This is a genomic window from Streptococcus sanguinis, from assembly GCF_020729725.1.
Taxonomy (GTDB): Bacteria; Bacillota; Bacilli; order Lactobacillales; family Streptococcaceae; genus Streptococcus; species Streptococcus sanguinis_V.
The window spans coordinates 678,490-702,377 of sequence record NZ_JAJEPA010000012.1; the positions used below are offsets into that span (position 1 = coordinate 678,490).

The following is a 23,888-nucleotide window of genomic DNA, read 5'->3' on the forward strand; positions in this document are numbered from 1 at the left end:
TATGTATTACTTTATTCCTTCATGGAGTGGCAGTGGGGATCGGGTTTGGCACCGGGATATTGTCCCTTGGTATCGCTCTATGCAGCGACTGGAGTTTGATGACTCGATTCATCAGATTCGGATTTTTCAAAGTGAAAATCTGCCCGTCCAGCTGCTTTTGCCAGCCTATATGCCGCATGCCCGCTACCTCTTGCATCGGCAGGATATTTTTGAGACGGACTATTACTCGGTCTTTGATGAGATTCAGGGGATTCAGTCTAAAGAAATGCAGGTCTTGCAAATAAAGGATCTGGACTGGGAGTCAGACTGCGAGTTTGTCTATACGCCCTTTCTAATCATGGTTCGCAGGCAGGGACAGCTCTATGCCCATGTCGAGTTTGGAGTAGAAGGCTTTATCAGCTTCATCAAGTTTTTCAAGGATGACCAGCTGGAGAAGTTTTATATCTTTGATGACCGGGGCTTTGTCTCCAGTATCACCTATTATGAAGATGGTCAGCCCCTTTATCAGGACTACCTGCAGCCGGATGGTGACTGGCGGATTCGTGAGCATCTGAGGCCTGACGACTGCCGGGTAGAGGTCAATTCTGCTTACTTACTGGACTTTGATAAGCTGGAGTATGACCGCATGCCGGATTTGATCTTGGAGAAGCTGGGCTACTATATCGAGCGCAATGCAGCAGCGGACAGCCGCTTCGTCCTGGCAGCGCATCCCTTATACACTCAAGCTATTTTGCGCTTATTGCCCAAGAATGTTCAAATCATTCTCAGTTTTTTCCATGAGCGCAATCATACAGTTGATTGGCCAGCTTTAGAAGCAGATTTGCAGCAGGCAGATTTAGTCTTGATTGATCGCATAGATTTCAAGAAGGCTATTCAGCGCTACCTGCCTGGACAGGCTCAGAAGGTGCACTACCTGTCGCCTTTTGATACTCGTCTGCAGCTGGGCAAGAGCCAACGCCGCCGCGAATCCAAGATTTTTTATCAGATTAATCTGGAAGAAGGGCTTAATGACTATGCCGTTTTCAAGGTTCTTCACTATGTGGCCAAGCATCCGGATACGGAGCTGACTATCGGTGTTTACAATGCCTGGCAGGAAGGAATCCAAAAGGTGGAGACAAAGGTGCAGGAAGTCATTGATGAATATCTGAATCAATATGAATTTGTCAAGAACTACCGCCGCAGTGAGCAGGCTGAGAATGCCCTGCTGGAAAATCAGGAGCAGGATCTTCGTTTCACTATTAAGAATATCACGGACGAGCTTAGCTTGATTCAGGAGCTTGACGATACACGGTTAATCATCGACCTGAGTGAGCAGCCCAATCTCTATACGCAGATTGCTGGGATTTCTGCCGGGATTCCGCAGATTAATCTGGTGGGTTCGGACTATGTGACCCATCTGCAAAATGGCTATATCTTAGACTCTATCTCTAATCTACCGACTGCTGCAGACTATTTCTTGGAAGGTTTGAAAAATTGGAACCAGGCCTTGATTTATTCTATTGAAAAAATCCATCATAATACTGGTCTGGAGCTGATTGGCCGGTGGGAGCAGTGGCTCAAGGAGGCTGAGAATGCAAAATAAGCTGAAAATCTTACAGATTGGCTCAAGCGACTGGAGCAAGGAGCTTGCTATTCCAGACAATATGAACTGGTATTATTTCTTTCCCAACTCCAATCTAGCCATCAAAAAAGTCATGGAGATGGATAAGATTGGCAAGTTTGATGCGATTCTGGTGGACGATTTGCGTCGGATTCCAGATTTGTTTATGATTGAGGCCAAGATTGTCCCTTATACAGTTTTCTACGATCAGAAACAGGAAACCCAGGAAGTGGATATTGAGTACTTCCTCAAGCGTCACTGCGCTCAGCCAACGGATATGAGCGATCAAGCTGACCTGGTCCGCAAGCTGTCCAAGGCTCTCTTTTCTGGTCAGTATGGGGATAAGATGACCCCACTTGATATGGTGGTTAGCCCTGAATTTCGGGGCAAGATTTGCTACAATGGCTATGAAAATCTAGAGCTAGAAGGGGACTTTGGTCAGGACTTTCAGCCAATCCTGTCTTGGAAGTACAATATTATTGCCAATAAGTTCAATCCAGTTGAACTCTGGCTTGAATATGAAAAGTCAGGCAGCTGTGAGCTGCGGCTGAGGCTCTATAATATCCAAGAAGGCTCGACTGCGGATATCGCTCGTGAGACTATTTTCGCAGAAGAGGACATGCGAGAATCCATGGTTCTGGACAATGACTTTACCTCCTATCTGGGAGTCAGTTTAGAGGCTAGAGGCGAGGGACAGATTCAGGTCGGTGCTCTGCATCAGCGCTTAACCCGCTATGAGTTTGGCAAGTACGTCCTGGGTGGGAAGATTTTTCGCGATAGCCACCGTCAGGAGATTAATTATTTCTTTTATCCGGGTGATTTGAAGCCGCCTTTGGCTGTTTATTTTTCTGGTTACCGTCGGGCGGAAGGCTTCGAGGGCTTTGGGATGATGCGGAGTCTGGGCTGTCCTTTTCTCTTGTTTTCAGATCCGCGCGTGGATGGCGGTATGTTTTATCTGGGCAGCCAGGAGCTGGAGAGCAGCATTCATAAGATTATCCAAGATCATTTGGACTTTCTGGGCTTTACTGAGCGGGATCTAATCCTGTCGGGTATGTCAATGGGGACCTATGGTGCGGTTTATTACGGTTCGGAGTTTCGTCCGCGAGCCATCGTTTTGTCCAAGCCCTTGGGAAATCTAGGGACTATTGCCCAACGTGGTCGTTTACGCCTGCCTAAGGTCTTTCCGACGGCTCTAGATGTCCTTCACCGTCACACAGGTGGCAAAGATAAGGAGCATGTAGAGGAGCTGAATCAACGCTACTGGCGTAAGTTTGAGAAGGCTGATTTCAGTCGGACGACCTTTGGTATTGCCTATATGAAAGAAGAAGACTATGATCCGACGGCCTATGAGGATCTGGTGGCAGCTCTTCATCTGACTGAGGCCAAGCTGATTAGCAGAGGTGTCCCTGGACGCCATAATGATGACTCCACTATAGCCATATCTTGGTTCATGAATTACTATCGAATGATATTGGAAAAGGAATTTGGGAGAAAGAAATGAAGATTCAAAAAAGAAAGGGCATATACTGGGGAGAGCTGAGAGGGGTTTCGGCAGCTGGTAAAATGACTGACTTTACCTATCTCTATGGAACTACCCTTATCATTCATTCCCCTTCACATATATTTTTTGAAAATAAACTGATGGCCTCCGGCCAGACCATCCATGAATGGTCTTCCAAATGGAACTATCAGCGAGACCGGCAGGTGCCTGCTCTCCCCTTGCTCAAAAAGGGAGCTCGCTATTGCCTGTCTAGAGATATGACCACCTATCCTGAAGCCAGCGTCTTTCTGAAAATCATCTTCTTTGACCGCTATGAGAAAGAAATCAGCAATCAAGTGGAGCGTTCGGAGAGTATGATCTTTACCTACCCAAACGAAGCCTATAGCTATAAGATTCAGTTGCTGAGTGCAGGAGTTGAGTCTTTAGAGTTTCATTGCCTAAACATTGACCAAATCATAGAGGAGTCTGATGATTAAAAATCATTTTCAAATTCAGCGCTTAAAGAAAATCTTAGCCAAAGTCAAAAGCTTTGAGTCAGAAATGGCTGGCTTGTCAGATGCTGAGCTGCGGAAGAAAACTCAGGAATTTAAGGAGAGACTGGCCGCAGGTGAGACTTTAGACGACCTGCTGCCGGAGGCTTATGCTGTGGTGCGGGAAGCGGACAAGCGGGTGCTGGGTATGTTCCCCTACGATGTTCAGGTCATGGGGGCGATTGTTCTCCATGAAGGCAATGTCGCTGAGATGGCTACGGGAGAGGGCAAGACTCTGACGGCTACCATGCCGCTCTATCTCAATGCCCTGTCTGGACAAGGAGCTATGCTGGTGACCACCAATACCTATCTGGCTCTGCGGGATGCTCAAGAAATGGGGCAGGTCTATCGTTTTCTTGGGTTGACTATTGAGGCAGCGGTGGTAGCTGATGGGTCTGGAAATTTGACGCCCAAGCAGAAGCGGATGATTTACCAGGCGGATATTGTCTATACGACCAATAGTGCCTTGGGCTTTGACTATCTGATTGAAAATCTAGCAGAGAATAAGGATAGCCAATACCTTAGCCCTTTCAACTATGTCATCATAGACGAGATTGACTCCATTCTCTTGGATAGCGCTCAGGTACCTTTGGTTATCTCTGGAGCGCCTCGAGTTCAGTCAAACTTCTATAGTATCATGGATACCTTCATTACGACTTTGAAAGAAGAAGAGGATTACCACTACGATGACGAGAAAAATGAAGTCTGGCTGACATCGAAAGGTATTCTTGCGGCGGAGTCTTTTCTTGACTTGGAGCATCTTTTTTCTAAGGAAAATCAAGAGTTGGTCCGCCATCTCAATCTAGCCTTGCGGGCCCACAAGCTTTACAAGAAAGATAAGGACTATGTAGTCCGGCAGGGCGACAAAGAGGCAGAAGTTGTGCTTCTGGATCGTTCAACCGGCCGTCTGCTGGAAATGACCCGGCTTCAGGGAGGGCAGCACCAGGCCATTGAGGCTAAGGAGCATGTCAAGCTGACGGAGGAAACGCGTGCCATGGCATCCATCACTTATCAGAATCTCTTCCGGCTCTTCCGGAAAATCTCTGGTATGACCGGGACCGGCAAGGTGGTGGAGAGCGAGTTTATGGAGACTTACTCCATGTCTGTCATCAAGATCCCGACCAACCAGCCAGTTATTCGACAGGATTTGCCAGACCAGCTTTATCAGACCCTGCCAGAAAAAGTCTTTGCTTCACTAGACGAGGTCAAGCACTACCATGCCCAAGGCAATCCGCTCTTGATTTTCACCGGCTCAGTGGAGATGTCAGAGATTTACTCATCTCTACTGCTGAGAGAAGGCATCGCCCACAATCTGCTCAATGCCAACAATGCGGCTCGTGAGGCGCAAATCATCGCTGAGTCTGGGCAGAAAGGTGCGGTGACGGTGGCTACATCTATGGCCGGCCGCGGTACGGATATAAAGTTGGGTCCAGGTGTCGCAGATTTGGGTGGTCTCGTGGTGATTGGTACGGAGCGGATGGAGAACCAGCGGATTGACCTACAGATTCGTGGCCGCTCTGGTCGCCAAGGTGATCCGGGGATTAGTAAGTTTTTCATCTCGCTAGAGGATGATCTGCTCAGGAAGTGGGGGCCAGATTGGCTCAAGAAGTTCTACAAGGACTACTCAACTGAAGAAGTTCAGCAGCATCCAGTCCAGCTAGGACAGCGCCGCTTTAGACGCTTAGTGGCTAAGGCTCAGAGAGCCAGCGAAAGCAGTGCCAAGATGTCCCGTCGAATGACGCTGGAATATGCCCAGTGTATGAAGATTCAGCGGGAGATTACCTATGCTGAGCGCAATCGCCTGATTCAAGCTGAGGAGCGGATCGATGAAGAAATCAGCCGTGTCCTCAGTCAGGTCATTCATCAGGCGGCCTATGAGCAGTCCTATGGGACGCGGGCTGACCTCTATCGCTTTATCTTAGACCATTTCAGCTATCATGCTGAGCGCATTCCTTATGATTTCGATATTTATTCGCCGGAGAAAATTGCAGAGCTCTTGCAGGATATTGCCGAGCAGGAATTACAGGCAAAGAAAGCCTATCTCAAGTCTGACAAGCTCTTTACCCATTTTCAGCGAGTGTCCGTTCTCAAGGCTATTGATGAGAACTGGGTCGAGCAGGTGGACTATCTGCAGCAGCTCAAGACAGCCTTAAGCGGTCAGCATTTCTCTATGAAAAATCCTCTGGTAGAATATTATCAAGAGGCTTACGATGGCTTTGAATATATGAAGGAGCGCATGAAACAGCAGATTGTCAAGAATCTTTTGATGAGTGAATTGGCACTCAACCCTAAAGGAGAAGTCATCATGTACTTCCCGTAAGACGAGGAGAATATGACAGTATATAACATCAACTTAGGCATCGGCTGGGCCAGCAGCGGTGTAGAATACGCCCAAGCTTATCGGGCCCAGCTACTGCGCAGGATCCAGCAGCCGGCTAAGTTTATCTTTATGGATATGATTTTAGCGGATAATATTCAGCATTTGACGGAAAATATTGGTTTTCTGGATGAGGAAGTTATCTGGCTTTATAATTACTTTACTGATGTCAAGATTGCACCAACGACGGTGACGCAGGATCAGGTGCTGGCTCAAGTCGCAGGTCAGCCGGAGCGCTCGGAGAGAGAGGGCAAGATTGTCCGCTATTTCTATCCGCAGGATGATCAGTTTATCACTTGCTATCTGCGGCAGGAAGACCAGGACTTTGTCGAGCATGTGGAGTATGTCTCTCGGGGGAGATTGATTCGCAAGGATTATTTCTCCTATGTCCGCTATGCCAGTGAGTACTTCGCACCCCACAATGACGCCGCAACCCTCTACCAGCGCCGTTTTTACCACGAAGACGGCAGTGTGGCCTATGACATGCTGATAGAGGATGGTCAGGAAGAGCTCTATCGCTTTCCGGATCGGATTTTCTATTCCAAGGCTGAGCTGGTTCGTTATTTTCTCCAGTGTTTGCAGCTGCAGGCAGATGATGTGGTCATCTTGGATAGGGAGACAGGGATTGGTCAGGTTGTCTTTGAGGAGAGCCAGAAGGCTAAGCTAGGAGTAGTGGTCCATGCGGAGCATTTTAGTGAAAATGCCAGCAGTGACGACTACATTCTCTGGAATAATTTCTATGACTACCAGTTTACTAATGCAGACAAGGTGGACTTTTTCATCGTGGCAACAAAGGCTCAGAAAACGATTCTAGAGCAGCAGTTCCAGCATTACTCGGACAAGCAGCCCAAGATTGTCACCATACCGGTTGGGAGTCTAGACCAGCTAACTTATCCCAAAGAGCCTCGCAAGCCTTACTCCATGATCACGGCTTCGCGTCTTGCTACAGAAAAGCATATTGATTGGCTAGTGGCAGCAACTGTCCAAGTCTATGCCCAGCTGCCTGAGCTGACTCTGGATATTTACGGTAAGGGTGGCGAAGAGGAGAAACTGCGCCGTAGGATTGAGGAAGCAGGAGCTCAAGACTACATTCGGCTCAAAGGGCACGCAGATTTAAGTCAGATTTATGCAGGCTATGAGCTTTATCTGACAGCTTCAACCAGTGAAGGCTTTGGTTTGACTCTCATGGAAGCGGTCGGATCAGGTCTGCCTCTCATCGGCTTTGATGTCCGCTATGGCAATCAGACTTTTATCGATGATGGTAAAAATGGCTATCTGCTGCCGGTCAGTTCCAATCAGGTCGAGGACCAGATTATTGCTGCTTTTGTGGAGAAAATAATAGCTCTCTTTAGCCAAGGACGCCAGCAGGAGATGAGCCAACACTCTTATCAAGTGGCCGAGAATTATTTGACCAGCCGGGTTGAAGCGGCTTGGTCCCAGCTTTTAAAGGAGGTCAAAGATGATTCAGCTCTTTGATTATTACAATCAGGAAACCCAGGATCTGCATGATTCCCTCCTTGCAGCTGGCTATGACTGTCCGACCATTGTCATTGAGGCCAATGGCTTTCTGCCGGATGATATGATTTCCCCCTATACTTACTTTCTGGGGGATGAAGAGGGAGCAGACCACCCGCTCTTTTTCAATCAAGTGCCAGTGCCCCCTTTCTGGGAAATCACAGGCGACCATCAGGCGGCGCGTGTCAGTGACATGGGAGAAGAAAGGGCACGGATTCACTATGCCAGTCAAGCCAAGGGCCGGCTGGTCAAGCAGGTAGACTGGCTGGATAAAAAAGGTCAGCTGCGACTGAGTGAGCGTTATAATAAGCAAGGCCGCTGCTTTGCCAAAACAGCCTATAAATCAGGCCAGGAGGCTTTCAACACAACCTATTACAGCACTGATGGTCAGGAGCGTATCGTGGAAAATCACGCCACCGGTGACATCATCCTGACTCTGGACCAAGAGCCCTTGCGGATTTTTAAAAGCCGAGTGGATTTTATCCGTTTCTTTTTAGAGCGGCTAGACTTTGACTTGGATCATATTCTCTTTAATTCGCTGGCTTATTCTTTCCTGGTTTCCCACAGCTTGACAGGGCGTGCTGGGCAGGATATTCTTTTCTGGCAGGAACCTCTGTATGACGAGCTTCCGGGCAATATGCAGCTGATTCTGGAAAATAGCCAGCTGCGGACGCAGACCATTGTCATTCCAGATTTAGCAACTTATGAAAAGGCCAAGAGTCTGGCAGCGACTGACCAGCAGCAGAAGTTCCTGCATCTGGGCTATCATTATGACTTCAAGCGGGACAACTACCTACGAAAAGATGCTTTAATTTTGACCCATTCAGATCAGATTGAAGGCTTAGAGACCTTGGTTCAGTCCCTGCCACAGCTAGTCTTTCGCATTGCTGCCCTCACGGAAATGTCACCTAAACTCTTATCTATGCTGTCCTATAAGAATGTCGTCCTTTATCAAAATGCCAGTCTCAAGCAGATCGAGCAGCTTTACTTGGAATCGGACATTTATCTGGATATCAATCACGGCGGTCAGGTCCTGCAGGCAGTGCGCAAGGCTTTTGAGAACAATCTCTTGATTCTAGGCTTTGAGCAGACACTGCATGATAGGCACTACATTGCCCAACAGCATATTTTCGACAGCAGCCAGCCAGCTCAACTGGCATCAACTTTGGAAGAAGCCTTATCTGGTGTTGAGCAGATGCGGTCAGCCTTGCAAGCTCAAGGCCGACATGCCAATGATGTACCCGTCAGTCTTTATCAGGAGACTCTCCAAAGCTTGTTAGGAGGTCAGCATGGCTAAAAAAGATTTATTTCATAAGGATATTGAGGGACGGTTAGATGAGCTTAAGCATGGCAAGCCCAAGAAAGAGAAGGCCAGCCTGGGTGAAAACCTCAACAAGGCCTTTGTCATCGCCTTGGGCTTGATGATCTTGATTGGCTTGATTTTTACATTGATTGGAGCCTTGAGGAAATAAAATGCAAACAATATTGATTACATTTACCATTGTAGTAGCCCTTATCTTGATTTTGCTGGTTAGTCTGCTTCCTAGAGAAAACCAGCAATTTTATAGAGAAACTAATACATCGATTGGCAAGTCAGGCTACTGGGAAACCCACCTCGCAAAGAAAATTCTAGTTCTTTTAGCAAGCCTTGCCTTGATTGTGCTCATGATTTTCTTTATGATTCAATCCATCTAGTATCTGTTTAGGAAGTTACTCAGACGACTGCTAAATAAGAAAGACCCTCTATTGCAGACAATGGAGGGAATTTTTATAAGCAAATTTTGGATGTAAAGGTTTTAATTTCTGAAAGTACCTTGATATTTTTCTGAAAAGGAGTAAACTGGATATACAAGTGATGGAGGTTTGGTATGAAATTATACGTTCAGTTGATGATTATTTTTATGATTTCCCTCGTTGGAGAAGGAATTTCAAGTGTTTTCCACCTGCCTGTTCCAGGCAGTATCATTGGTTTGGTCTTGCTGTTTTTGGCTCTGCAATTCAAGCTCCTGCGCCTGCGTCATATCAGTATGGTTGGCAATTTTCTCTTGGCAAATATGACCATTCTTTTTCTGCCTCCAGCAGTTGGTATCATGGATAAATTTCAGGTCATTGCACCTTATCTGCTGCCGATTATTTTGATTGTTTTAGGAGCGATTGTGCTCAATGTCTGTGTGATTGCAGTTGTGGTGCAGCTGATTAAGACTCGTTTTGAAGGAGATTATGAGGAAGGAGACGCCAGCAATGTCTGATTTATGGAGCAACCCTCTCTTTGGCCTTGCCTTGTCTATCTTGGCCTATCTGTTCGGTCTATTGATTTTTCGGAGATTTCCTCATCCTTTGACAACACCGTTGCTGATTGCAGCAGTTTTGGTTATTGCATTTTTAAAATTAACCGGTATTTCCTACAAGGATTACTATGTCGGCGGCTCCTATTTAAACAACCTAATTGTGCCATCTACGGTTGCTTTGGGGATTCCGCTTTACAAGACTTTTCATTTGATGAAGCACCATGCACGCAGTATTTTGATTGGGACCTTTGCGGCGGTTGTAGTCAATACCAGCTTCACTGCTCTGCTGGCTAAGTTTTTCGGCATGGATTTCTTTCTGGCTGTTTCTCTTTTTCCGAAATCTGTCACGACGGCCATGGCTGTCGGTATCACAGACAAGCTGCAAGGTCTTGCTACAGTGACATTAGTGGTGGTTGTTGCGACGGGCATTCTGACCAGTGTCTTGGGGCCAACGCTTCTTAAGCTCTTAAAAATCACAGACCCGGTAGCTATCGGTCTAGCTTTAGGGGGAACCGGCCATGCGGTAGGAACGGGAACCGCTTTTAAATACGGCCAGGTCGCAGGAGCTATGGCAGGACTTGCGATTGGCGTGACCGGCCTCATGTACGTTCTGGTCAGCCCCATCGTGGCAGCGATTATTCTGAAGTAAAAATAAACAAGGTTGAAACGTTTTGTTTCAACCTTGTTTTGCTTATTGAAGATTTAGTTTGTTTTTTACAATGGCATAGATTGTAAAATAGAAACCGAAAATTTTGACCAGCTCAAAGACGACTCTGATAATAATGAAGCCATCTAGCATCTGTTCAAATTCCGAAGAGGAGTAACTGTAATCATATAAACTAAGTAGTCCATATGAATCAAAAGAACTAGGTAATAAGAGTGACAGGACTGCCAGAACAGTCCAAATCAAAAATCCAAAGAGCACAGCCATCATAATCCGATTCTTCTTGAAAAGCTGTCCGACTGAGATCGCTAGATAAAAGAAGAGAATACCAGAAAGGATTTGAAGGAGATTAAGGAAGCCGTATTTGACAATCCATAGCCATAAATCTGGTATTTCACCAATAAATTTAAAAATCTCATTGAATGAAAAGCCTACAAGGGGAAGAGCAATGCCAAAGATGACTAAACCACTAATAAACATGGTCAGCATACACAAGAGGGTCCAAACAAATGCGGAAAGAAGCTTGGACAGAAGAATCTGATGCGGGGTGACCGGCAAGGTCCAAGTCAGGTAGCCTTCTCTCCCAAAGACATTTTTATAAAATCGACGGATAATAATGATGGTATTGGATAGAAAGACTGCGCAAGATGCAGAAAACAGCAAGAGAAATAGTAGATAGAAAGTGATAATAACACCACTAATAGACAATGGATGTTCACTATAGCGATTCATTGCCTCAGGTCTTAGGATGCTGCCAGCTATGATTCCCATAAAGACTGATAGAATGAGAAGAATGGCAAAGGTGATACAATACCATTTGTAATTAGACTTAAAGTCGTATTTAAACAGTTTTCCAAACATATAATGAAGCCCTCCTAATAAAAGCGAAACTGGCTGCGGAAGAGATTATCAATGGATTGATTGTACTGTTGACGCAGCTGATTAGCATTTTCATGCAAAAAGATCTGACCTTGGTTAATCAGGATTACTTCATCCAAGATTGGCTCGATATCTGCGATCAAGTGGGTGGAAATGATGACAGAAGACTGAGGTGTGCGGTTTTGAATGATGGTCTGCAGGATATAGTCGCGAGCAGCCGGATCAACACCACCGATAGGCTCGTCTAGGATATAGAGTTCCGCATGGCGGCTCATGACCAGAATGAGCTGCATTTTTTCTTTATTTCCTTTTGAAAGGCTTCCGATGCGTGCTTGAGGATCGATATGAAGATCCTTTAGAAGCTGCATAGCTTTCGCGCTGTCAAAATTATCATAAAAATCTTGGAAATACTTTACAGCTTCGATTACTTTGGAGCTGTCGCTCAGATAAGTCGTATCTGGCAGATAGGAAACGATTCTTTTGGTATCAGGAGAAGGTTTGACGCCTTTGAGATAGATATGGCCAGAGGTGGGCTGCAAAAGTCCATTGATAAGCTTGATAATAGTTGTCTTGCCGCTACCATTAGGACCTAGAAGTCCGATGATTCTGCCGGGCTGTATGTTTAAGCTCACATCATACAGGGCGGGTGCGTCGCCATAATTTTTATGGACATGGTCAAGATAGACCAGAGGATACTGATTCATACATGTCTCCTTTATTTTCTTCAATTTACAATTATTATACCTTTTCCTTAGGAAAATGGCAAAGAAAGCCGGAAAGGGTGAATGGAATCTTTCTGTTTAGTCAAACTCCTATTTCCCTCATTCAGTGAATTGCGGTATAATAGTTATAAGAAGAAGCAAAGCATGTTCAAGGAGAAAAATGTGGTGATACAACTTGATACCAAGACTGTTTACAGTTTTATGGATAGCTTGATCCCGATAAAGAAATATGTGCAAAAAGCCAAGGACTTAGGATACAGTCATCTGGGCATGATGGATGTGGACAATCTCTATGGAGCCTATCATTTCTTAGAGGAAGCCGAATCTGCGGGACTGCAGCCGCTTTTAGGCTTGGAGCTGAGTCTGATCAAGGCAGAGCAGGAGCTTCATCTCCGTCTGCTGGCCTTAGACAGTCAGGGATATCGCAATCTGATGAAAGTCTCGACTCTCAAGATGATGGGACAAAAAAACTGGGAGGATTTCCAGCATCTCTTTAAGGGGTTGGCTGTGATTGTTCCTGCTTTTAACGGAGTAGCAGATCTGGATTTGGGGTTGGATTTTTATGTTGGTGTCTTTCCAGCAACACCTAAGCAGGAGTTCGGTCGGCCAACCCTGCCCCTGCATACTGTCCGATATTTTGACACGGGCGATTTGGAAACCTTGCAGATGCTCCGGGCTATTCGAGAAAATGCCAGCCTGCGGGAGATTGGCAGTCTTTCCAATCATGAGTTTTTGCTGGCACCAGATGCTCTGGCAGGAGCTTTTAAGGAAACTTTCCCAGAGAGTTTGGCTAATCTTGAGAAGCTAGTCCGTCATGTTCACTATGATATCAATAGGGAGCTGAAACTACCCCGCTTTAATCGGGAGCGGCCAGCTGTGGAAGAACTAAGGGAGCGGTCTGAAGCTGGCTTAAAAAAACGCGGTTTAACAGGTAAACTTTATCAGGAACGGCTGGATCAGGAGCTGGATGTCATTCATCAGATGGGCTTTGATGATTATTTCCTCATTGTCTGGGATTTGCTGCGCTTTGGTCGCAGTCAGGGTTATTATATGGGCATGGGCCGAGGATCTGCTGTTGGCAGTCTGGTGGCCTATGCTTTGGAGATTACTGGGATTGACCCAGTCAAGAATAACCTGCTTTTTGAGCGCTTTCTCAATCTAGAGCGCTATACCATGCCCGATATTGATATTGATATACCGGATGTTTACCGGCCGGAGTTTATCCGCTATGTTCGGGACCGCTATGGCAGTATGCATGCGGCTCAGATTGTGACCTACTCAACCTTCGGAGCCAAGCAGGCCATTCGCGATGTTTTCAAGCGCTTCGGTCTGCCAGAGTATGAGCTGACCAATATCACCAAGAAAATCCGCTTTGGCGATAGCCTGACCTCTGCTTATGAGAAAAATATGGCCTTTCGTCAGATTATCAATAGTAAGCTGGAATATCAAAAGGCCTTTGATATTGCTAAAAAAATCGAAGGTCATCCCCGTCAGACTTCTATCCACGCAGCCGGCGTTGTGATGAGTGACAATGACCTGACAGACCAGATACCGCTCAAATACGGTGAGGACATGTATATCACCCAATATGATGCCCACGGTGTGGAGAGCAACGGTCTGCTCAAGATGGACTTTCTGGGCTTGCGTAATCTGACCTTTGTCCAGCGGATGAAAGAAGCAACCCTGAAAAAATATGAGGTAGATATTAAGATTGCAGAGATTGACTTGGCGGATGCAGACACTCTGAAACTCTTTGCGGCTGGTCAGACCAAGGGGATTTTCCAGTTTGAGCAGCCGGGTGCTATCAGCCTGCTCAAGCGGATTCAGCCGGTTTGCTTTGAGGAAGTAGTGGCCACAACCTCTCTCAACCGTCCTGGAGCCAGCGATTATATTGACAATTTTGTCAAGAGAAAGCATGGACTGGAGCAGGTGGCGCTGATTGATGATAGTTTGGCTGATATTCTAGCTCCGACTTACGGTATCATGCTCTACCAAGAGCAGGTTATGCAGGTAGCCCAGCGTTTTGGTGGCTTTAGTCTGGGGAAAGCCGATATTTTACGAAGAGCAATGGGTAAGAAAAATGCTGCTGAAATGCATCGCATGCAGGAGGACTTTGTTGCAGGTGCTCTCAAGCTAGGGCATTCGGAATCCAAAGCCAAGGAAGTCTTTGCTATTATGGAGAAGTTTGCTGGTTATGGCTTTAACCGCAGCCACGCCTATGCCTACTCAGCTCTGGCTTTTCAGCTTGCTTACTTCAAGGCTCACTATCCAGATGTTTTCTTTGATGTCATGCTCAATTATTCTAGCAGTGACTATATCAACGATGCCCTGAGTTTTGACTTTGAAACAGCACCCCTCAGCATCAATAATATTCCCTACCATGATAAGTTTCAGGATAAGAAGATTTTTTTGGGTCTGAAAAATATCAAAGGCCTGCCTAGGGATTTGGCTTACTGGATTATCGAAGAGCGACAAAATGCTGCCTTTACTGGGGTGGAAGACTTTATTCTGCGCCTGCCTCAGAATTACCATAAGATTCCGCTGCTGACTCCTCTGATTCAGCTGGGGCTCTTTGACAGTTTTGAGAAAAATCGCCAAAAAATTCTAGCCAATCTGCCTAATTTATTTGTATTTGCGGATGAGCTGGGCAGCCTCTTTGCCGATACGACTTATTCTTGGACAGAGGCTCAGGATTTCAGCGATGCTGAAAAGTTTGAGCTGGAACAGAGCATTATCGGTGTGGGGCTTAGCGATCACCCCTTGGTTAAACTGGCCAAAGAAGCGGACCAGCCCTTTAGCTGGATTAGTGATTTGACGGAAAATAGCAGAGCTAGGATTCTGGCTGAAGTCCAGTCTATTAAGACTATCCGGACCAAAAAGGGCGAGAATATGGCTTTCTTGCAGGTTTCAGATACGAAGAAAAAACTGGATGTTACCCTTTTTCCTGATACCTATCGTCAGTTGGCCGAACGTATTAAGGAGAAGGGGATTTACTACTTGAGCGGCAAGGTACAGGAGCGGGATGGACGCTTACAGTTGGTCTTGTCAGATATAGAAGAAGCCACTACTGAACGCTTCTGGATAAAACTTGCGGGCCATGAACATGATCAGGAAATATCTCAGATTTTGCAGAAATACCCCGGCAATATTCCGGTTGTCCTGCGCTACGAAGATGAGAAGCGAACCATATCTGCACCTCATTTCCGAGTGGAGAAATCGGAGCAGCTGCAAGAGGAATTGAAGAATTATACTATGAAAACGATTTTTCGTTAAAAAATATGGAAAATAAGAGAATTTTCATGACGATTGTGGTATAATCTATAAGAATGTTAAAAAGAAAAAGGAGCAAAAAGCGAAATGAAACGTATTGCTGTTTTGACTAGTGGTGGTGATGCCCCTGGAATGAATGCTGCCATCCGTGCAGTTGTTCGTAAAGCAATTTCCGAAGGAATGGAAGTTTACGGGATTTATGATGGTTACGCTGGAATGGTAGCTGGCGAGATTTACCCACTTGATGCGACATCAGTTGGTGACATTATTTCTCGCGGCGGAACCTTCCTTCACTCTGCTCGTTATCCTGAATTTGCCCAAGTTGAAGGGCAGCTGAAAGGGATTGAGCAGCTTAAAAAACATGGCATTGAAGGTGTCGTTGTTATCGGTGGAGATGGATCTTACCACGGTGCTATGCGCTTGACAGAGCACGGCTTCCCAGCTGTCGGTGTTCCAGGAACCATTGACAATGATATCGTCGGAACAGACTTCACTATCGGTTTTGATACAGCTGTTACTACAGCTATGGATGCGATTGATAAGATTCGGGATACCTCATCCAGTCACCGCCGTACTTTCGTTATCGAAGTAATGGGACGTAATGCTGGTGATATTGCTCTCTGGGCAGGTATTGCATCTGGTGCGGATGAAATCATCGTTCCTGAAGAAGGTTTCAAGATGGAAGAAGTTGTTGAAAGCATTAAGAGTGGCTATGCCAAGGGTAAGAAGCACAACATCATCGTCTTGGCTGAGGGTGTCATGTCAGCGGATGAATTTGCTGAAAAGCTGAAAGAAGCTGGAGATATGAGTGATTTGCGTGTCACAGAGCTCGGACATATCCAGCGTGGAGGCTCACCGACTGCGCGTGACCGTGTTCTTGCATCTCGTATGGGAGCGCATGCTGTTAAACTGCTTAAAGAAGGTATCGGCGGAGTTGCTGTTGGAATCCGCAATGAGCAGATGGTTGAAAGCCCAATCCTGGGAACTGCTGAAGAAGGAGCACTCTTTAGCTTGACTGCTGAGGGCAAGATTGTCGTCAATAACCCGCACAAGGCTGATCTGGGCTTGGCTGATTTGAACCGCAGCATCAATATTTAATTATTATTTGTTATTCAGGCCAAGAGGCCAAATAGAAGAAGGAGTTTCATACAATCATGAATAAACGTGTAAAAATCGTTGCAACATTAGGTCCTGCGGTAGAAATCCGCGGTGGTAAAAAATTCGGTGATGACGGATATTGGGGAGAAAAGCTGGATGTTGAAGCATCAGCTCAAAACATTGCTAAGCTGATTGAAGCTGGCGCAAACACATTCCGTTTCAACTTCTCACACGGTGACCATGCTGAGCAAGGAGAACGCATGGCAACTGTTAAGCGTGCAGAAGAAATTGCCGGCCAAAAAGTTGGTTTCCTTCTTGATACAAAAGGACCAGAAATTCGTACAGAATTGTTCGAAGGCGATGCAAAAGAGTATTCATACAAGACTGGTGAAAAAATCCGTGTTGCTACTAAGCAAGGTATCAAATCTACTCGTGAAGTAATTGCTTTGAACGTTGCTGGTGGATTGGACATCTACGATGATGTTGAAGTTGGCCGTCAAGTATTGGTTGATGATGGTAAACTTGGTCTTCGTGTTATCGCTAAAGACGATGCTAGTCGTGAATTTGAAGTAGAAGTTGAAAACGACGGCATCATTGCTAAGCAAAAAGGTGTGAACATCCCTAACACTAAGATTCCTTTCCCAGCGCTTGCTGAGCGTGACAATGACGATATCCGCTTTGGTCTTGAGCAAGGAATCAACTTCATCGCGATTTCATTTGTACGTACTGCAAAAGACGTCAACGAAGTTCGTGCAATCTGTGAAGAAACTGGTAATGGCCATGTTCAATTGTTTGCAAAAATCGAAAACCAACAAGGTATTGATAACTTGGACGAAATCATTGAAGCTGCTGATGGTATCATGATTGCCCGTGGTGACATGGGTATCGAAGTACCATTCGAAATGGTTCCAGTTTACCAAAAGATGATCATCACGAAGGTAAATGCAGCTGGTAAAGTGGTTATCACAGCAACTAACATGCTTGAAACCATGACAGAAAAACCACGTGCAACTCGTTCAGAAGTATCAGACGTATTTAACGCTGTTATCGACGGAACTGATGCAACTATGCTTTCAGGCGAGTCTGCAAATGGTAAATACCCACTTGAGTCAGTAACAACAATGGCTACTATCGATAAGAATGCTCAAACCCTTCTTAACGAATATGGTCGCTTGACAACTGATAACTTTGAGCGTAACTCTAAGACTGAAGTTATGGCTTCAGCAGTTAAAGATGCTACAAACTCAATGGATATTAAGTTGGTAGTTACCCTTACTAAGACTGGTCACACAGCTCGCTTGATTTCTAAATACCGTCCAAATGCTGATATCTTGGCTATCACTTTTGACGAATTGACTCAACGCGGTCTTATGCTGAACTGGGGTGTAATTCCAGTGACTACAAACACTCCATCTAACACAGATGATATGTTTGACATCGCTGAAAAGATTGCGGTTGAGCAAGGCTTGGTTGAATCTGGTGATGATATCGTTATCGTTGCTGGTGTGCCGCTTGGTGAAGCAGTTCGTACCAACACAATGCGTATCCGTACAGTACGTTAATCTAAGACAATAAAAAGAACCGTTGATTGAAAAATCATCGGTTTTTTCTTGTCAAAGTGATGACCATTATCTTGCTTGAGAAGGAGGACACGTCAGCGTTTTGATTTTTGAAATAAGATTGTCCCTTTGTCTATTTTGTCTAAAAATGATATAATGGTATAAAAGAGATGGGAGAGACAGATGTTAAAGAGAGATTTATTAAGAAATGTCATTATTTTTTCAGTTCTAGCAGCGATCATTATAGGGCTGAGAGTTTTTATTTATACGCCTTATCGGGTGACTGAGCAAGACAGCAATGCTTATTTGGCAAAGAATGACTTGGTCTTGGCGACGAGAAAGCAAGACATCAAGCGTGGGGATTTTGTCCTCTATGAAGTGGACGGCAAAGACTATGTCGGCCGGGTCATTGCCCAGGAAAAGGATCAGGTAACCTATATGGATGATCTTCTTTACCTGAACGGTCAGGTCATGTCGGAAGAATACATTGAGAAAATGCGCGAGAAATATCTAGCTTCAGCAGGAAGTTCAGGTTATTATACTCATGATTTCTCTGTTATGGATTTAAAAGACTCAAAGTCTGATAAAATTACTAAAGATTCTTATCTGATCCTTAACGACCGACGTGAAAATACCAAGGATAGCCGAGAATTTGGGCTCATCAAAGCCAGTCAAATCAAGGGAGTGGTGGAGTTCCGGCTCTCACCGCTTAATGAATTTGGTTTTATTAAGAATAAATAAATTGAAGTCTATTTTCAACCAAGGCAGGGCAAGCCTTGGTTTTTAATATTTCTTTGAAAATCAACTTTAAAGTTACAAGTAAACATAAAGATACTTGTTCTGATGTGGTATACTAATATCAAAAGACTGTTAAAGGAGACTGCTCTTGAAGTCAAGAAAGAAAAAATTATTATTTTTGGCTATACTTGCACTGATTTTTCTGACTGCATGTAGCAGCATAATAAATAGAGATGGTGAAAAAATATGGATGTCAGATACAGAAATGACTGAGCTTCATAAGAAAGAGCAAAAGCTTGCACTTTATATCATTAATCATTATGAAGATATTCAAAAAATTGAATTTGATGAATTTTCCAAGGGAAATTTATGGAAAGGGGATTCCGTTAGTCTCATAGTAAATGACACCAGTTATATCCCACATGTTTCTTTGGACTCAAAAGATGAAAACTATAATATAAATGATAGTTCTCACACTGATTCGACAGAATTGACTTTTCGTCTGAAAAAGAAAGAGAAGGTCACAAATTTTAAAGATACGGGTGAGACGGATGTTATTTACTCTGGAGAAAATGCTTGGCTGACGACAGAGGAAAAAGTAAAGGTACGCAATCAGGAAGAGGGGCTGGCTTTATTTTTACTGAATCACTATGAAAATGTTGAAAAAATTGAATTTACAAAGATTTCAAGAAAGCCTTTTGGACAGGCAAGATATGCTGCTTTACTTGTTAATGATAAGATAAAGATTTATACCGACCTAGATGATAGCTATCACAACTATTATTTGTCTGACAATCCTGAAAAAGACGGCCTGAAAGCTAAAGAGAATCCAACAAATTTGCAAAGTCTAGATAGCATTACTGTTATTTATTATACGGGGAAATGAAGGATGTGTTACAAAGAAAAAGCCAGACTGACTTAATCATCAGACTGGTTTTTTCGTGTCTCTTGGTGAAAGATGTTTTGCCATACTTCGTGGCGGCGCCAAAGGCTGGTATGGATGACACCGTCCATTTCATAGCGGATGAGCTTGGTTTTCTGGCTGACAGAGAGGAGTTTAAAGTTTTTGATAGGTGTTTTTGAGGCTCTTTCTGCCTGAAACTCAGCCTTGTTTAGCTGTCGGCCATCTTGGGAAATATAGAGAAATTCAGCGGATAGAAGCGTATCCAGTTGGCTGCCTTGCTCCACGAGCTTCTCACGCATGAGCAGGTTTGGGTAAAGATTTTCCAATCTCTCATCTTCGGGAATGGGAGCAGGCTCAATATGAATGTCAATATCAAAAACTCCGAAGCGCTCCATAAGCATATCCTCAACTTGGTCCGCAATCTCATGGCTTTCAAAAACAGATAAATCTGGGTTCATTTCCAAGATAATATCCAGATAGATATTACTGCCATAGGTCCGGCCGCGCTGTGACTTGACCTGAGTGATTTTAGGAATTTCCAGGATAGCTTGCTTATAGTCTTGGAGCAGGCTTTCATCAAATCCGTCGGACAGGCTGAAGGAAGATTCCATAAAGATATCATAGGCTGTCTTGAGGATGAAGAAGGTAATGATAATGGCTGCCAGCTTATCAACGATTGGAAAGTTAAAGGCGCTGGCAATGATAGCAACTGAAGTGCCGATTGAAGTCACAGCGTCTGACAAGTTATCCTTGGCTGCAGCATCCAGAGCCTTAGAGTGAGCTTTTTTAGCCAGTGTTTTATTGTAAAAATAAACACCCAACATAATGATAGCCGAGAGGATTCCGACCACAGCACCAATAGGGTCAAGCTTGGTTTCTTGGTTGGAGATTATTTTCTGAATGGTCTCAATCAGGACATCAAATCCAACGAAAAACATGATAAAAGATGTGATGAGACTGGCCAGATCTTCTATCTTCCAGTGGCCAAAGCGATGGTCACGGTCGGCTGGTTTTCTGGCCATACGAAGGCCAATTAAAACAGCGATATTAGCCACGATATCAGAGACGTTGTTAAAGCCGTCGGCCGTCAGACTGGAGGACTGGAGGGTCGAGCCTGCGATAATCTTGACCGCGGAGAGAATCAGATAGGTAGCGATGGAAAGGATGGCTCCTCTCTCCGCTAGCTTCAGATTGTTACTAGGATTTTTCATGACAGCCTTTCTTTCTATGCGGGGCAGCAGAATGGAAAAGAGACTTGCGAAAAAATGTCATCTCTGAACAGTTGCTCTAAGTCTCATATGGGCATATTATAGCAAAAATAGGATTGATTTTCAATTTGAGTTGGGCTTGGGGTGCCTTAAATGGCTTGGCGAAAATCCAATTTAAAATCAGAAATTCCTCTTCTTTCTGGTTTAGCTTCATCAGGATTTTTGTTATAATAGTAGCATTGACTTTGAAAGAGGAAGAAAAATGCATCCTTTATTAAACGGTATGAATGACCGTCAGGCTGAGGCGGTTCAAACAACAGAAGGGCCTTTGCTGATTATGGCGGGAGCTGGTTCGGGTAAGACCCGTGTCCTGACCCACCGTATTGCCTATTTGATTGATGAAAAAATGGTCAATCCTTGGAATATCCTTGCCATTACCTTTACCAATAAGGCGGCGCGGGAGATGAGAGAAAGGGCTGAAAAACTTAAAACGGAAGCTCAAGATTGCTTAATCGCTACCTTCCACTCCATGTGTGTGCGTATTCTGAAACGAGAAGCAGATCATATTGGCTACAACCGCAACTTTACGATCGTTGATCCTGGCGAACAGCGGACTCTGATGAAGCGAATTCTCAAAAATCTCAATCTGGACCCTAAAAAGTGGAATGAGCGTGCCATTCTGGGAACTATTTCCAATGCTAAGAACGACCTGATTGATGAGGTAGCCTATGCAAATCTAGCTGGTGATATGTATACAGAGATTGTAGCTAAGTGCTACACGGCCTATCAAAAGGAATTGCGCCAGTCTGAGGCTATGGACTTTGACGACTTAATCATGCTGACCCTGCGACTCTTTGATCAAAATCCTGACGTTTTGACCTACTACCAGCAACGCTACCAGTACATCCATGTGGACGAGTATCAGGATACCAATCATGCTCAGTATCAGCTGGTCAAGCTCTTGGCTTCCCGCTTTAAGAATATTTGCGTAGTCGGAGATGCTGACCAGTCTATCTATGGCTGGCGGGGAGCCGATATGCAGAATATCCTGGACTTTGAAAAGGATTATCCAGAAGCTAAGGTAGTTCTGCTAGAGGAAAACTATCGTTCCACCAAGACCATTCTTCAGGCAGCTAATGAAGTCATCCGAAACAACCGCAACCGCCGTCCTAAAAATCTCTGGACTCAAAACGAAGACGGTGAGGAAATTGTCTACTATCGGGCTAATGACGAGCAGGATGAAGCTCTTTTTGTCGCCCGAACTATTGATCAGCTGAGCCGAGAAGGATACAGTCATAAGGATTTTGCAGTTCTTTACCGGACTAATGCCCAGTCACGGACAGTGGAGGAAGCCCTGCTAAAGTCCAATATTCCCTATACTATGGTCGGTGGCACCAAGTTCTACAGCCGCAAGGAAATCCGCGATGTTATTTCTTATCTCAATCTCATCGCCAATCCTAGCGATAATATCAGCTATGAGCGCGTGGTCAATGAGCCTAAGCGTGGTGTCGGACCAGGAACGGTGGAGAAAATTCGGGATTTTGCGTCCAGTCAGGAAATCTCCTTGCTAGATGCGTCGGCCAATATCCTGCTGTCTCCAGTCAAGGGCAAGGCGGCTCAGGCGGTCTATGATTTTGCTAATATGCTTCTGGATTTGAGGGAGCGCTTGGACGACTTTACAGTGACGGAGTTGGTAGAAGCCGTACTGGAAAAGACAGGTTATGCTGCGGCCTTAGCTGCGCAGGCAACCTTGGAGAGCCAAGCTCGGATTGAAAATATTGAAGAATTCCTGTCTGTAACCAAGAATTTTGACGAAAGTCCAGACAATCCTACTGATGAGTCTGGTCTTGATAAGCTCAGCCGTTTTCTCAATGACTTAGCCTTGATCGCAGACACAGATGATGGGGATACGGAGAGTTCCGAAGTGACTCTAATGACCCTCCACGCAGCCAAGGGATTGGAATTTCCGGTCGTCTTTCTGGTTGGTATGGAGGAAAATGTCTTCCCTCTAAGTCGGGCGTCTGAAGATGAGGATGAGTTGGAAGAGGAACGGCGTCTAGCTTACGTTGGCATCACCCGAGCAGAGAAGATCCTTTATCTGACCAATGCCAATTCCCGTATGCTTTATGGTAAAACCAACTATAATCACCCTACTCGTTTCTTGAGAGAAATCAGCTCAGACTTGCTAGACTATCAAGGCCTGGCTCGACCGGCAAATAGCTCCTTTAAGGTCAGTTATACCAATAGTGATACCAGTCAATTCGGTCAAGGCATGAGTCTAGCACAGGCTCTACAAGAGCGGAAGCGTCAGGCGGCACCAAGTTCGATTTCTACAGGCAGTCTGCCTTTTGGAAAGAGCAGTCAGAGCCAGCCATCTAAGCCAGAAGTTGCTTGGGCTATCGGAGATATTGCCCACCATAAGAAATGGGGCGATGGGACAGTTCTGGCAGTCTCTGGCAGTGGAAATAATCAAGAGCTTAAGATTAATTTCCCAGAAGTGGGTCTGAAGAAAGTGCTAGCCAGCATAGCACCGATTGAGAAAAAATCATGATGAAACAGTCGATTGAAGCCTGGATCTATCATCCAGAGGATAGGGAAATCTTGCTCTTGAAAGTGGAGAATGAGAAAGTTTCCTTTTGGCAGCCCATTACTGGTGGGATTGAGAGTGGCGAGAGCCCAGAAGAGGCTTGTCTTCGTGAAATAAAAGAAGAGACCGGCTTGCTCTTAGCTTATTCAAATCTGACTAGTCTTGGAGATTTTATGGTAAAGATTGATGAAAATCTGACCATCCACAAAGATCTCTTTCTAGTTCTGACAGAGCAGAAGGACATCCAGGTTTCTGATGAGCATGTGGGAGCTCAGTGGGTAGCTTTAGACAAAGTTTCGTCGCAGTTGTACTGGCCCAGCAATCAGGCGACTTTTGAGATTATATCTGAGAAGCTATAAGATATAGCTTCTCTTTATTTCTTTTGATAAGGAAATTCTATTAGTCAAGCGGGGAGTTTAGTGGTAGACTTATCACATAACTATAGTGA

General features: G+C 45.0%; 20 protein-coding genes. 17 read left to right on the forward strand and 3 right to left on the reverse strand.

Annotation, left to right across the window (positions count from 1 at the left end; translation table 11 throughout):
* The first annotated feature begins 1 nt into the window (after nt 1).
* The 10 genes from asp1 to K4I03_RS08685 all read left to right on the forward strand — a co-directional run bounded on the left by asp1 (nt 2) and on the right by K4I03_RS08685 (nt 10,460).
* Entirely contained in the window at nt 2-1,582 is a 1,581-nt protein-coding gene (gene asp1, locus K4I03_RS08640) for an accessory Sec system protein Asp1 (RefSeq protein WP_227964703.1), read from the forward strand.
* Nucleotides 1,572-3,101, forward strand: a complete 1,530-nt coding sequence (gene asp2, locus K4I03_RS08645; RefSeq protein WP_227964706.1) for an accessory Sec system protein Asp2 — start codon at nt 1,572-1,574, stop codon at nt 3,099-3,101. Before asp1 ends, asp2 begins: the two co-directional genes overlap by 11 nt.
* Nucleotides 3,098-3,577, forward strand: coding sequence for an accessory Sec system protein Asp3 (gene asp3 / locus K4I03_RS08650; protein ID WP_227964708.1), 480 nt, complete (start codon nt 3,098-3,100; stop codon nt 3,575-3,577). Before asp2 ends, asp3 begins: the two co-directional genes overlap by 4 nt.
* Nucleotides 3,570-5,951, forward strand: coding sequence for an accessory Sec system translocase SecA2 (gene secA2 / locus K4I03_RS08655; RefSeq protein WP_227964710.1), 2,382 nt, complete (start codon nt 3,570-3,572; stop codon nt 5,949-5,951). The genes asp3 and secA2 overlap by 8 nt, the downstream gene beginning before the upstream one ends.
* 12 nt (nt 5,952-5,963) lie before the next feature.
* Complete coding sequence (gtfA, locus tag K4I03_RS08660) at nt 5,964-7,484, forward strand: accessory Sec system glycosyltransferase GtfA (RefSeq protein ID WP_227964711.1); 1,521 nt, start codon at nt 5,964-5,966, stop codon at nt 7,482-7,484.
* Nucleotides 7,468-8,820, forward strand: a complete 1,353-nt coding sequence (gene gtfB, locus K4I03_RS08665) for an accessory Sec system glycosylation chaperone GtfB (RefSeq protein ID WP_061602702.1) — start codon at nt 7,468-7,470, stop codon at nt 8,818-8,820. The genes gtfA and gtfB overlap by 17 nt, the downstream gene beginning before the upstream one ends.
* Nucleotides 8,813-8,995 carry an accessory Sec system protein Asp4 gene (gene asp4, locus K4I03_RS08670; protein WP_002897858.1) on the forward strand — a complete coding sequence of 61 codons (183 nt, stop codon included), beginning with the start codon at nt 8,813-8,815 and terminating at the stop codon, nt 8,993-8,995. The genes gtfB and asp4 overlap by 8 nt, the downstream gene beginning before the upstream one ends.
* Nucleotide 8,996: 1 nt before the next feature.
* Entirely contained in the window at nt 8,997-9,218 is a 222-nt protein-coding gene (asp5, locus tag K4I03_RS08675) for an accessory Sec system protein Asp5 (RefSeq protein WP_227964712.1), read from the forward strand.
* A gap of 173 nt (nt 9,219-9,391) precedes the next feature.
* Nucleotides 9,392-9,772 (forward strand): CidA/LrgA family protein, encoded by a 381-nt coding sequence (locus tag K4I03_RS08680; protein ID WP_002900667.1) that lies wholly within the window; start codon nt 9,392-9,394, stop codon nt 9,770-9,772.
* Complete coding sequence (locus tag K4I03_RS08685; RefSeq protein ID WP_002897855.1) at nt 9,765-10,460, forward strand: LrgB family protein; 696 nt, start codon at nt 9,765-9,767, stop codon at nt 10,458-10,460. The genes K4I03_RS08680 and K4I03_RS08685 overlap by 8 nt, the downstream gene beginning before the upstream one ends.
* Before the next feature lie 42 nt (nt 10,461-10,502).
* Here K4I03_RS08685 and K4I03_RS08690 read toward each other — a convergent pair whose 3' ends face one another.
* Together K4I03_RS08690 and K4I03_RS08695 are read right to left on the reverse strand one after the other, a co-directional pair.
* A complete protein-coding gene (locus K4I03_RS08690; protein ID WP_002917452.1) occupies nt 10,503-11,336 on the reverse strand; it encodes a hypothetical protein in 834 nt (277 codons plus the stop codon).
* Between the two features lie 14 nt (nt 11,337-11,350).
* Nucleotides 11,351-12,058, reverse strand: a complete 708-nt coding sequence (locus tag K4I03_RS08695; protein ID WP_002900663.1) for an ABC transporter ATP-binding protein — start codon at nt 12,056-12,058, stop codon at nt 11,351-11,353.
* A gap of 180 nt (nt 12,059-12,238) precedes the next feature.
* On the opposite strand from K4I03_RS08695, the gene K4I03_RS08700 reads away from it, so the two are divergent.
* The 5 genes from K4I03_RS08700 (at nt 12,239) to K4I03_RS08720 (ending at nt 19,627) form a co-directional block, all read left to right on the forward strand.
* On the forward strand, nt 12,239-15,349 hold the full coding sequence (locus tag K4I03_RS08700) for a DNA polymerase III subunit alpha (RefSeq protein ID WP_321573165.1): 3,111 nt from the start codon (nt 12,239-12,241) through the stop codon (nt 15,347-15,349).
* 84 nt (nt 15,350-15,433) lie between these two features.
* Nucleotides 15,434-16,444 carry a 6-phosphofructokinase gene (gene pfkA / locus K4I03_RS08705; protein WP_227964721.1) on the forward strand — a complete coding sequence of 337 codons (1,011 nt, stop codon included), beginning with the start codon at nt 15,434-15,436 and terminating at the stop codon, nt 16,442-16,444.
* A 56-nt stretch (nt 16,445-16,500) separates the two neighbouring features.
* Nucleotides 16,501-18,006, forward strand: a complete 1,506-nt coding sequence (gene pyk / locus K4I03_RS08710) for a pyruvate kinase (RefSeq protein WP_227964723.1) — start codon at nt 16,501-16,503, stop codon at nt 18,004-18,006.
* A 180-nt stretch (nt 18,007-18,186) separates the two neighbouring features.
* The gene (lepB, locus tag K4I03_RS08715; protein WP_227964725.1) at nt 18,187-18,744 is read left to right on the forward strand and encodes a signal peptidase I; all 558 of its coding nucleotides are present in this window, start codon (nt 18,187-18,189) and stop codon (nt 18,742-18,744) included.
* 145 nt (nt 18,745-18,889) lie between these two features.
* Nucleotides 18,890-19,627: a hydrolase gene (locus K4I03_RS08720; RefSeq protein ID WP_227964727.1), complete on the forward strand. Its 738-nt coding sequence runs from the start codon at nt 18,890-18,892 to the stop codon at nt 19,625-19,627.
* 32 nt (nt 19,628-19,659) lie between these two features.
* On the opposite strand, the gene K4I03_RS08725 is transcribed toward K4I03_RS08720, so the two are convergent.
* Nucleotides 19,660-20,856, reverse strand: coding sequence for a cation diffusion facilitator family transporter (locus K4I03_RS08725; protein WP_227964731.1), 1,197 nt, complete (start codon nt 20,854-20,856; stop codon nt 19,660-19,662).
* Between the two features lie 259 nt (nt 20,857-21,115).
* Between K4I03_RS08725 and pcrA the strand changes: the two genes are divergently transcribed.
* Nucleotides 21,116-23,404, forward strand: a complete 2,289-nt coding sequence (gene pcrA, locus K4I03_RS08730; protein ID WP_227964733.1) for a DNA helicase PcrA — start codon at nt 21,116-21,118, stop codon at nt 23,402-23,404.
* A complete protein-coding gene (locus tag K4I03_RS08735; RefSeq protein ID WP_227964735.1) occupies nt 23,401-23,799 on the forward strand; it encodes an NUDIX hydrolase in 399 nt (132 codons plus the stop codon). The genes pcrA and K4I03_RS08735 overlap by 4 nt, the downstream gene beginning before the upstream one ends.
* Nucleotides 23,800-23,888: the final 89 nt, after the last annotated feature.

What these genes read in the sequence shown, in the direction of transcription:
- asp1 (WP_227964703.1), top strand. Translation starts at nt 2, where the DNA reads ATGTATTACTTTATTCCTTCATGGAGTGGCAGTGGGGATCGGGTTTGG.
- asp2 (WP_227964706.1), top strand. Translation starts at nt 1,572, where the DNA reads ATGCAAAATAAGCTGAAAATCTTACAGATTGGCTCAAGCGACTGGAGC.
- asp3 (WP_227964708.1), top strand. Translation starts at nt 3,098, where the DNA reads ATGAAGATTCAAAAAAGAAAGGGCATATACTGGGGAGAGCTGAGAGGG.
- secA2 (WP_227964710.1), top strand. Translation starts at nt 3,570, where the DNA reads ATGATTAAAAATCATTTTCAAATTCAGCGCTTAAAGAAAATCTTAGCC.
- gtfA (WP_227964711.1), top strand. Translation starts at nt 5,964, where the DNA reads ATGACAGTATATAACATCAACTTAGGCATCGGCTGGGCCAGCAGCGGT.
- gtfB (WP_061602702.1), top strand. Translation starts at nt 7,468, where the DNA reads ATGATTCAGCTCTTTGATTATTACAATCAGGAAACCCAGGATCTGCAT.
- asp4 (WP_002897858.1), top strand. Translation starts at nt 8,813, where the DNA reads ATGGCTAAAAAAGATTTATTTCATAAGGATATTGAGGGACGGTTAGAT.
- asp5 (WP_227964712.1), top strand. Translation starts at nt 8,997, where the DNA reads ATGCAAACAATATTGATTACATTTACCATTGTAGTAGCCCTTATCTTG.
- K4I03_RS08680 (WP_002900667.1), top strand. Translation starts at nt 9,392, where the DNA reads ATGAAATTATACGTTCAGTTGATGATTATTTTTATGATTTCCCTCGTT.
- K4I03_RS08685 (WP_002897855.1), top strand. Translation starts at nt 9,765, where the DNA reads ATGTCTGATTTATGGAGCAACCCTCTCTTTGGCCTTGCCTTGTCTATC.
- K4I03_RS08690 (WP_002917452.1), bottom strand. Translation starts at nt 11,336, where the DNA reads ATGTTTGGAAAACTGTTTAAATACGACTTTAAGTCTAATTACAAATGG.
- K4I03_RS08695 (WP_002900663.1), bottom strand. Translation starts at nt 12,058, where the DNA reads ATGAATCAGTATCCTCTGGTCTATCTTGACCATGTCCATAAAAATTAT.
- pfkA (WP_227964721.1), top strand. Translation starts at nt 15,434, where the DNA reads ATGAAACGTATTGCTGTTTTGACTAGTGGTGGTGATGCCCCTGGAATG.
- pyk (WP_227964723.1), top strand. Translation starts at nt 16,501, where the DNA reads ATGAATAAACGTGTAAAAATCGTTGCAACATTAGGTCCTGCGGTAGAA.
- lepB (WP_227964725.1), top strand. Translation starts at nt 18,187, where the DNA reads ATGTTAAAGAGAGATTTATTAAGAAATGTCATTATTTTTTCAGTTCTA.
- K4I03_RS08725 (WP_227964731.1), bottom strand. Translation starts at nt 20,856, where the DNA reads ATGAAAAATCCTAGTAACAATCTGAAGCTAGCGGAGAGAGGAGCCATC.
- pcrA (WP_227964733.1), top strand. Translation starts at nt 21,116, where the DNA reads ATGCATCCTTTATTAAACGGTATGAATGACCGTCAGGCTGAGGCGGTT.
- K4I03_RS08735 (WP_227964735.1), top strand. Translation starts at nt 23,401, where the DNA reads ATGATGAAACAGTCGATTGAAGCCTGGATCTATCATCCAGAGGATAGG.